Raw genomic sequence first — 7,822 nt, forward strand, 5'->3', positions numbered from 1 at the left:
GGAGGCCCCATGCGGAAGGTAATCTACGCCATCAACATCACCTTGGATGGCTGCTGCGACCACACCAAAGGGATTGCCGACGACGAGCTGCTTGCCTACTATACGCAGCTTGTGCGCGGCGCCAGCCTGCTCGCCTACGGGCGTAAAACCTATGAATTGATGGTTCCTTATTGGCCCGATATCGCCCGAACCCATTCTGAATCCCAGGCGGAGAACGACTTTGCCGACGCGTTTGACGCCGCCCGCAAAGCGGTCTTCTCCCGGTCCCTAAGCGCCATCAAAGACAAAAACACGCGCCTCCTCCGCGGAAATCTCCGCGACGAAATGGCGGCCCTGAAGCAAGAACCAGGCTCCGGCATTCTGGTCGGCGGCGTAAGCCTTCCGTCCCAACTCATCGAGCTGGGCCTGGTGGATGAGTTCCGCTTTGTGGTAGCACCCGTCCTGGCCGGAGGCGGCAGACGCCTGCTGGACGGCGCCAGTCTGCCGCAGACGATGAAGCTGCGGCTGGTTGAATCGAAGCCCTTACGATCCGGTTGTGTTGCGCTCCATTACGTGCGCCCCTAACGCCTGGCGGCAGCTTGGAGGAGCCCTGAGCGTCAGCGGGCGGACCCTGCCGGCAATCGAAGCCCGCACTCCAAGCGACCAACGGGAGCGACCAGGGCAAAAAGTGGCGAGCCACTCTTGACGGCTACTCCTCGCGCAGCGTGCGCACCGGGTCGGCCGCGGCGGCCCGCCGCGCGGGCACCAGCGCTGCCAGTGTCCCGGCGATTGCCAGCGTCGCGACCGCTGCCGCCAGCGTGCGCGGGTCGCTGGCCGTGACCCCAAACAGCAGCGCCCGCGCCGCCCGTCCCGCTACCAGCGCCAGCCCCAGCCCGGCCGCCAGGCCAATCGCCAGCAGCAGCCAGGCCTCGCGCAAGATCAGCCCTACGACACTGCCTGCGGGCGCGCCCAGCGCCAGCCGGATGCCCATCTCGCGCCGCCGCTGCACCGCCATGTAGGCAATCACCCCGTAGAGGCCGATCAGCGCCAGCAGTACCGCCAGGCCGGCAAAGCATTCCGCCAGCACCGACATCAGCCGCTCCCGCAGCAAGCCCTCGCGGATGCCCGCGCCCAGCCCCTGCAGCGTCAGCGATATGCTGGGGTCGATTTTTTCCGCCGCCGTGCGGGCCGCCGCGGCCACCGCGCCGGGGGGCAGGAGACTGCGCAGCACCAGCCCCGGTGGGCCGCCTGCGGCATCCTGCGCCACACATTGATAGATGATCGGCACGAACGGTTCCCGCAACGTGAAGTATTTGGTGTCACCCACTACACCCACGATGGTGAACGGCGGCCCCAGCACCCCGCGGCCGCCGGCAATCTGGAGGGTGTGGCCGATCGGACTTGCGCCCTGCAAATACTTGCGCGCGAAGGCCCGGTTCACAATCGCCACGCCCGGCGCGGTCTTCGCGTCGGCGGTAGTGAAATCGCGCCCGGCGACCAGCGGAATCCCGAGCGTGCCGAAATACCCCGGGCTCACCGCATTGAGATCCACCACGTGTTGATGCTTTGCCGCCCCGTCGATCGCCACCCAATTGTTCCACCCCATGCCCGACAGTGGCAGAATGGACGCGCTTGCCGCCGCCCGCACCCCTGGCAACTGGCGCATGGCCGCGAGCATCGCCCGTTGCTCCTGCGCCAGGCGCGCGGACGCGACCTGGGAATAGTCCGGGTAGCCCACGGTCACACCGGTCGCGTCGAAGCCGGGGTCGACGCCCAGCAAATTTCCGAGCGTTCCGGCAAACAGCAGCGCGCTCACCAGCAGCAGCAGCGCCAGTGCCACCTGCGCGATCATCAGCCCCCGCCGCAGCGGCGAACGCCCGCCCGCCGCGAGGCCGCGCCCGCTCGCCCCCAGCGCTTCCGCGGGCGCGGCGCCGCTGGCCTTCAGCGCCGGCGCCAGGCCGAACAGAATGCAAGCGGCCATCGCCAGCCCGGCCAAAAGCGCCACCACGCGCCAGTCGAGTGCGATGTGCAAAACCACGCGCGCATCCGCGGTGCTCATGAAGGCCGTGAGCGCGCGGCTGGCGCCCCAGCCCAGGGCGGCGCCGGTCAACGCTCCCGCGATCGCCAGCAACACGCTTTCGGCCAGCAGTTGCCGCACCAGTCGCGCGCGCGAGGCGCCCAGCGCCAGCCGCACCGCCATCTCCCGCCGCCGCGTCCCCGCCCGTGCCAGCATCAGGTTCGCCAGGTTGGCGCAGGCGATCAGCAGCACCACTCCCGCCAGCGCCATCAGCAGCCACAACGGCTCCTCGTATTGCCGCCGCAATTGCGACACTCCCGTAGCCGCCGGCGTGGCGGCCAATTTGTCCTGCAGGTAGGTCGCCCGGTCGCGCGCGCTGTACATCGCAGGAAGGGTCGCGGCAAAAATCGCCGGCCCTATCGCCGCCAGTTGCGCCGAAGCCTGCTGCCGCGTCCAGTCCGGCTTGAGCCGCCCTACCGCCGCCAGCCACCAGCCCTCCGCGTTCGTCAGCAGCGGCGGCGGCCCGTCCACCAGGGGCTCGGCGCACAGCGGCAGCGCCACGTCAAAACTCCGCCCCACGTTCAGCCCCGTGAACCCCGCCGCGCTCACGCCCAGAATCGGCAGTGCACGGCCCTCGACCGCTAGCGTCCTTCCCAGCACCGGCGTGCCGCCGTACTCGCTCTGCCAGAAGGCGTAGCTCAGCACCACGCCCGCCAGATGAAAGCCGCGGCACCCGGCCGGATCGTCCTGGGGCCCGAGCAGCCGCCCGCGTGCCGCCCCCACGCCCAGCGTCGAGAAAAATCCGCCGCTCACCAGCAGCGCCCGCACGTTGCGCCGCCCCGCCCCCTCGCCCGCGTGCGCATTGTCGGCATACCAGGCGCCGAGGTCAGAAAATCCCTTCTGCTGCGCTGCCACCTGCTGCCAGAGCGCGTAGGTGAGCTGCGCCGGGTAGCCGACGCTGTCCCCGGTGCGCGAGCGTGCCACCACCTGCACCTCCGCGAGTCGTCCGGGGTCTTTCACCGGCAGCGTCTGCAAGGCGACGGCGTCGAGCAGTTGAAAAATCGCGGCGTTGGCGCCAATCCCCAGCGCCAGCGACAAGATAGCCGCGACCGCAAATCCCGGACTCCGCCGCAGCCGCCGCAGCGCGTAGCGCAGGTCGCGTCCCACGCCCGCCCACCCGCGGCGCGGCAACTCCTCCTCCATGCGCTCCCGCGCCCCGCGCCACAACTCGTCCCAGCGCCCGCCGTTCAGCTCCGCCAGCGTCGCCGTCCGCGCCGCCGCAGCCGTCATCCCCTCCGCCCGCAGCTCCTCATAGTGCGCCTCCAAATGCTGCGCCATTTCTTCGGCAACGTCCGCGGCAACATCATTTCCCGCGCGCGCCTGCACCTCCGCACGCCAGTCAAGCATGTTCGGTCACCTGCCGCATGGCGGCGACGAAATTCACCCACGCACTGCGCTGCTCCGCAAGTGTTTTCCGCCCCTCGTGCGTCAGCTTGTAGTACCGCCGCCGCCGCTCGCCGGCGCGTTCCACCCAGCGGCCGGCGATCCAGCCCCGCCGTTCCAGCCGGTAGAGCAGCGGATAGAGCGATGCCACGTTGAACCGCAGCGCCCCGCGCGAGCGCGTCTCGATCAGCTTGCCGATCTCGTACCCATGCCGCGCCCGCTGCTCCACCAGTGACAGCAGCAGCAGTTCCGCGCTGCCCTTCTTCAGTTCCCGCTCAAACCCTGACGTAGTCATATATTGCTAGACAATATATGTCATGGCTCCGGCGCTGTCAAATCTAAGTGGCTGATGGCTGATGGCTCACCACCCTCAAGCCTCCGGCAGGCACAGCGTCCCCGCGACGCCCTCCACAAAGTTTCGCTCCTCGCGCAGAATGAATCGCTTCTGTTGGGCAAACGCGAAGTTCGCGCGCGCCTCGGCATCCTGCCGCAGCCGCGCCTGGTACTGTTCGTACGCCGCCAGCGAGGGCAGCGCGATCAGCCCCCAGCCAATGTCGTTGGTGCCTTGGTAGGGAAGAAAATAGCCGATCAGCCGTCCGCCACAGCGCGGAATAATCGGCCCCCACGCCGCGGCATACTGGCGGAAGGCCTCTTTCTGGTACGGGTCAATCTGGTAGCGGATGATGCAGGTGATGGTCCAGGCCTCGCGCCGGAGGGGTTCGGGGTCGGCGGGCAGTGCCGACGCGGCGGCGAGCGTGCCCAGCGTGGCGAGGGCGGTGCGGCGGTTCATAGCAGCAGTGTCGTGAGCCATGCGCTCCAGCATCGCCATCCCGCTTCACCTACGCTTCGATTATCATCAAACTATGCCTACCGCGTGGAGTTACGCCGTGGCTGCCACCGCGCAGGCGATCGCCGAGCCGGCGCGCGTGCGCATGCTGGACCTGCTCCTCGATGGCTCCGCCCGCACCGCAACTGAGCTGGCGCTGGCTGGCGGCGTCACGCCCTCCACTGCCAGCACCCACCTGCATCGCCTCGAATCGGCCGGTCTGGTCACGCGCGCCGTGCAGGGCAAGCACCGGTATTTTCGCCTCGCCGGCGCCGGTGCCGCCCGCGCACTGGAAGCGCTCGGCGTGCTTGCCGGCGCTCCGCAGCTGGCGGCAGCTTGGAGGAGCCCTGAGCGCCAGCGGTCGGACCCTGCCGGCAATCGAAGCCCGCACTCCAAGCGACCAACGGGAGCGACCAGGGCAAAAAGTGGCGAGCCACCTCCGGCGGCGCGCGTTCCCGATTCCTTGCGCCTGGCCCGCACCTGCTACGACCACATCGCCGGCCGTCTCGGCGTCGCGCTGCACGACCGCCTCCTCGCCCGCGGCTGGCTTGCCGCCTACCAGCTCACCCCCGCGGGCCGCGCCGGACTGCACTCGTGGGGCGTGGATATCGCGATCACGTCCCCGTCTCGCCGCCGCTTCGCCTTTGCCTGTCTGGACTGGAGCGAACGCCGTCCGCATCTGGCCGGAGCCCTGGGCTCGGCCTTACTCGCCGCCTGTCTCCGGCAGCGCTGGCTGCGGCGCGAGCTCGATTCCCGTGCTCTCGAAATCACCCCTGCGGGCCGCCGCCGTTTCGCCCAATTCGGAATCTCGCTTTAGGCTTACTTCCAACTCCGCGTTTCCAGCCCGTGAATCTTTTCCAGCCGCCGCCGGTGCCGGTCGGCGCCGGAAAATTTCGCGTCTAGAAAAATGCGCACCAAATCCGCGGCCAGCTCCGGCCCAATCACGCGCGCGCCCAGGCAAAGCACGTTGCAGTCGTCGTCGCCCACGCCCTGCCGCGCCGAAAAACTGTCGTGGCACAGCCCGCCGCGGATGCCCGGAATCTTGTTCACCGCCACGCACGCCCCCACGCCGCTGCCGCACACCAGCACTCCGCGCTCGGCCTGCCCTTCGCGCACGGCCAGCCCCAGCTTCAGCGCATAGTCGGGATAGTCGACCGGCGCGGTCGAATCCGTCCCCAGATCGAGCACCGTATGCCCCGCCGCTTCAATCTCTTTCCGAATCCTCGCCGTCAGCGGAAACCCCGCGTGGTCACAAGCCAAAGCTATAATCATGCGCCTCCGAAAATTCCGCGTCTGTGAAACTGACAACTGACAACTGACAACTACTCCCCGAATTTCCACAGCCCGAACGCCTTCAGTTCCGCCTCCAGCCCCTGCCCTTTCAGTTTCGCCTCCACCTGCGCCGGCGTCCAGGGCGCATCGAGCCGCTCCGGCAGATCGGCAATGTAGTACGCCATCACCGCCATCTCGGCGGCATTGCGCACCAGCACATCCTGCCGCACGTGATCGAAGGTGTCGACCGGCGAGTGGTGCGTGTAGCGATAGTTGGGCGAGTTCTGCGACAGGTTGATGCCCGGCACGCCGTCCAGGATGAACGGCCCGGTGTCGGTATCGAAGCTGCTCGTGTCCTCGAGCCTGGGGGCAGGGAAGGCCTCGAGCGCTTGCGCCAGCGGCTCCAGCTTCGGCAGCGCGGCATCGTGCCCGCCCACCTGCAGGGTGGCGATCGGCCCCTGGCCTTCATCCAGGATCAGCGCGGCAATCGTGTTGGCCATCTCGGCTTTATGTTGTTCGCAATACGCCAGCGAGCCCAGCAGCCCTTCTTCTTCGCCGGTGAACAGCACCACCCGCACCGTCCGCCGCGGCCGGTAGCCGCTTTGCATGATAGCCCGTGCCGCTGCCAGCGATGCCACGGCGCCGGTGCCGTTGTCGGTCGCCCCTTGCGCCAAATCCCAGCTATCCAGGTGCCCGCCCACGATCACCATCTGTTTCGGGAATTCTGTTCCCGGAATGTCACCCACCGCGTTGCTTGCCGTCACCGGGCCGGTCGCCTGGTTTTCCACATCCACATGCAGCCGCACCGGCGTGCCGTACTCATGATCGAGCAGCCGCTCCAGCAGCAGTTGGTCCTCGCGCGTCAGGTTAATTACCGGAACCTGGAACAGCACGTTGAACCCCAGCACGCCCGTATGCGTCAGGTTCATGCCTTGCGATGCGCCTGCGCCCTGTCCGGCAATCACGGCCACAGCTCCGGCTTGGTGCGCCGCCCGCAAAAACGGCGTCAGCTCCAGGAACGAATCCAGCGGGTTGTAGTGCGCCGGCGGCGCTCCTTGCGTCCGCACCAGCAACACCTTGCCCCGCCAGGCGCCCGGATTCGCCTCGGCCTGAGCCGCTGCCCCCTTGAGGTCATACGCGTTCACAGAAATGACATCGGCGTTCACCCCGCCTTTAGGGGTGGACCCCGTCCAGCCCATGGCCGCCGCCTCGAGGTGCTCATGCCCGTGGCCGATGACGTCTACAGCAATCGGCCCGCGCGTCCAGCCATGCGCCATCGTCCAGTCCTCTTTATGGACATTGCGCAACCCCATCCCGCGCATGTCCGTGAGCGCCCAGGCGATAGCCCGCTGCGCCGCCGCCGTGCCCGTCAGCCGCTCGCCGATCTGGTCAGTCAGGTATTCCAGCTTTTGGTTGGCCTGGGAATGCAGCAGCCCCTCGCCCATCACCGTCGCTAGTGCCTGGCGGTTTCCCTGCGCCCGCTGTGCCACTACACACAAGCCGAGTGCCAGCGCCCAGCCCGAAATCCACAATCCCCGCATTTGCATGGGCTTAGGATAGCCGATGATTTGGCCTGCCAATTGCAACAGACATAGCAGTGAGTCCCGCAGAGGAACACATTATTCAGGGAGCGAGACATGGAAAGCGCAACATTTACGTCTTTACGGAAGGATTTTCCGGACTTTGACGCGATCGTGAGCCACTACCACAGCCGTTTGTACCGTATCGCGCTGCGGCAGTTGGGTAACCCCGAAGATGCCCAGGACGCCTTGCAGGAAGCCCTCCTGCTCGCCTACCGCCATCGCGATCAATTCCAGGGCCGCTCCGAATTGGTCACTTGGCTGACCCGAATTGTCATCAACGCTGCCCGCGGCCAGCAGCGCCGCCGCCGCGCCCGTCCGGCCTCCTCGCTCGAAGAAGTCACCGACGCCGGCTTACAGTTCGCCGATCATCACCCCAGCCCCGAGGCCCACTGCCTCGACCGCGAGCGTCACGAGCGCCTGCGCCGTCTTCTCGGCCGCCTGTCGGAGCCGCTGCGCCAGGCGGTGGTGCTGTGCGAGCTCCGCGGCCTGAGCTGCGCCCAGGCCGCCGCCCGTCTGGGCTGCAAACCCTCCACCCTCAAGTGCCGCCTCTTCCGTGCCCGCCAGCGCCTCACCCAGTTGGCCTGCAGCTAATGATTAATCGCGGGCACCCAGCGCGGCTACGCCGCGCGGCCCGCTCTCCAAGCCCGCAAAGCCGCTGCGCCGGGGGCCCCACGCCCCGGCTCCGCTAGCCGCGCTCAGCGA

The 7,822-nt window shown here is 67.9% G+C and carries 8 protein-coding genes; 3 read left to right on the forward strand and 5 right to left on the reverse strand.

Annotation, left to right across the window (positions count from 1 at the left end; all coding sequences use genetic code 11):
• The first annotated feature begins 9 nt into the window (after positions 1–9).
• Entirely contained in the window at positions 10–564 is a 555-nt protein-coding gene (locus EPN33_05245; GenBank protein ID TAN23308.1) for a dihydrofolate reductase, read from the forward strand.
• Positions 565–688: 124 nt separating this feature from the next.
• Here EPN33_05245 and EPN33_05250 read toward each other — a convergent pair whose 3' ends face one another.
• The 3 genes from EPN33_05250 to EPN33_05260 form a co-directional block, all read right to left on the reverse strand.
• Positions 689–3,403: an ABC transporter permease gene (locus EPN33_05250; GenBank protein TAN23309.1), complete on the reverse strand. Its 2,715-nt coding sequence runs from the start codon at positions 3,401–3,403 to the stop codon at positions 689–691.
• On the reverse strand, positions 3,396–3,734 hold the full coding sequence (locus tag EPN33_05255) for a PadR family transcriptional regulator (GenBank protein TAN23310.1): 339 nt from the start codon (positions 3,732–3,734) through the stop codon (positions 3,396–3,398). The genes EPN33_05250 and EPN33_05255 overlap by 8 nt, the downstream gene beginning before the upstream one ends.
• 75 nt (positions 3,735–3,809) lie before the next feature.
• Positions 3,810–4,229 (reverse strand): NIPSNAP family protein, encoded by a 420-nt coding sequence (locus tag EPN33_05260; GenBank protein ID TAN23311.1) that lies wholly within the window; start codon positions 4,227–4,229, stop codon positions 3,810–3,812.
• Positions 4,230–4,302: 73 nt separating this feature from the next.
• On the opposite strand from EPN33_05260, the gene EPN33_05265 reads away from it, so the two are divergent.
• Positions 4,303–5,082, forward strand: a complete 780-nt coding sequence (locus EPN33_05265) for an ArsR family transcriptional regulator (GenBank protein ID TAN23312.1) — start codon at positions 4,303–4,305, stop codon at positions 5,080–5,082.
• Positions 5,083–5,084: 2 nt separating this feature from the next.
• On the opposite strand, the gene rpiB is transcribed toward EPN33_05265, so the two are convergent.
• Positions 5,085–5,537: a ribose 5-phosphate isomerase B gene (gene rpiB / locus EPN33_05270; protein ID TAN23313.1), complete on the reverse strand. Its 453-nt coding sequence runs from the start codon at positions 5,535–5,537 to the stop codon at positions 5,085–5,087.
• 50 nt (positions 5,538–5,587) lie between these two features.
• Positions 5,588–7,084, reverse strand: coding sequence for a M20/M25/M40 family metallo-hydrolase (locus tag EPN33_05275; protein TAN23314.1), 1,497 nt, complete (start codon positions 7,082–7,084; stop codon positions 5,588–5,590).
• Positions 7,085–7,174: 90 nt separating this feature from the next.
• On the opposite strand from EPN33_05275, the gene EPN33_05280 reads away from it, so the two are divergent.
• Positions 7,175–7,711 carry a sigma-70 family RNA polymerase sigma factor gene (locus EPN33_05280; protein ID TAN23315.1) on the forward strand — a complete coding sequence of 179 codons (537 nt, stop codon included), beginning with the start codon at positions 7,175–7,177 and terminating at the stop codon, positions 7,709–7,711.
• The last annotated feature ends 111 nt before the right edge of the window (positions 7,712–7,822 follow it).

Source organism: Acidobacteriota bacterium, from assembly GCA_004299485.1.
Taxonomy (GTDB): Bacteria; Acidobacteriota; Terriglobia; order Terriglobales; family SCQP01; genus SCQP01.

Bases quoted from the DNA above. Each gene is read 5' to 3' on its own strand.
- EPN33_05245 (TAN23308.1), top strand. From the start codon at position 10: ATGCGGAAGGTAATCTACGCCATCAACATCACCTTGGATGGCTGCTGC.
- EPN33_05275 (TAN23314.1), bottom strand. From the start codon at position 7,084: ATGCAAATGCGGGGATTGTGGATTTCGGGCTGGGCGCTGGCACTCGGC.
- EPN33_05250 (TAN23309.1), bottom strand. From the start codon at position 3,403: ATGCTTGACTGGCGTGCGGAGGTGCAGGCGCGCGCGGGAAATGATGTT.
- rpiB (TAN23313.1), bottom strand. From the start codon at position 5,537: ATGATTATAGCTTTGGCTTGTGACCACGCGGGGTTTCCGCTGACGGCG.
- EPN33_05260 (TAN23311.1), bottom strand. From the start codon at position 4,229: ATGAACCGCCGCACCGCCCTCGCCACGCTGGGCACGCTCGCCGCCGCG.
- EPN33_05265 (TAN23312.1), top strand. From the start codon at position 4,303: ATGCCTACCGCGTGGAGTTACGCCGTGGCTGCCACCGCGCAGGCGATC.
- EPN33_05255 (TAN23310.1), bottom strand. From the start codon at position 3,734: ATGACTACGTCAGGGTTTGAGCGGGAACTGAAGAAGGGCAGCGCGGAA.
- EPN33_05280 (TAN23315.1), top strand. From the start codon at position 7,175: ATGGAAAGCGCAACATTTACGTCTTTACGGAAGGATTTTCCGGACTTT.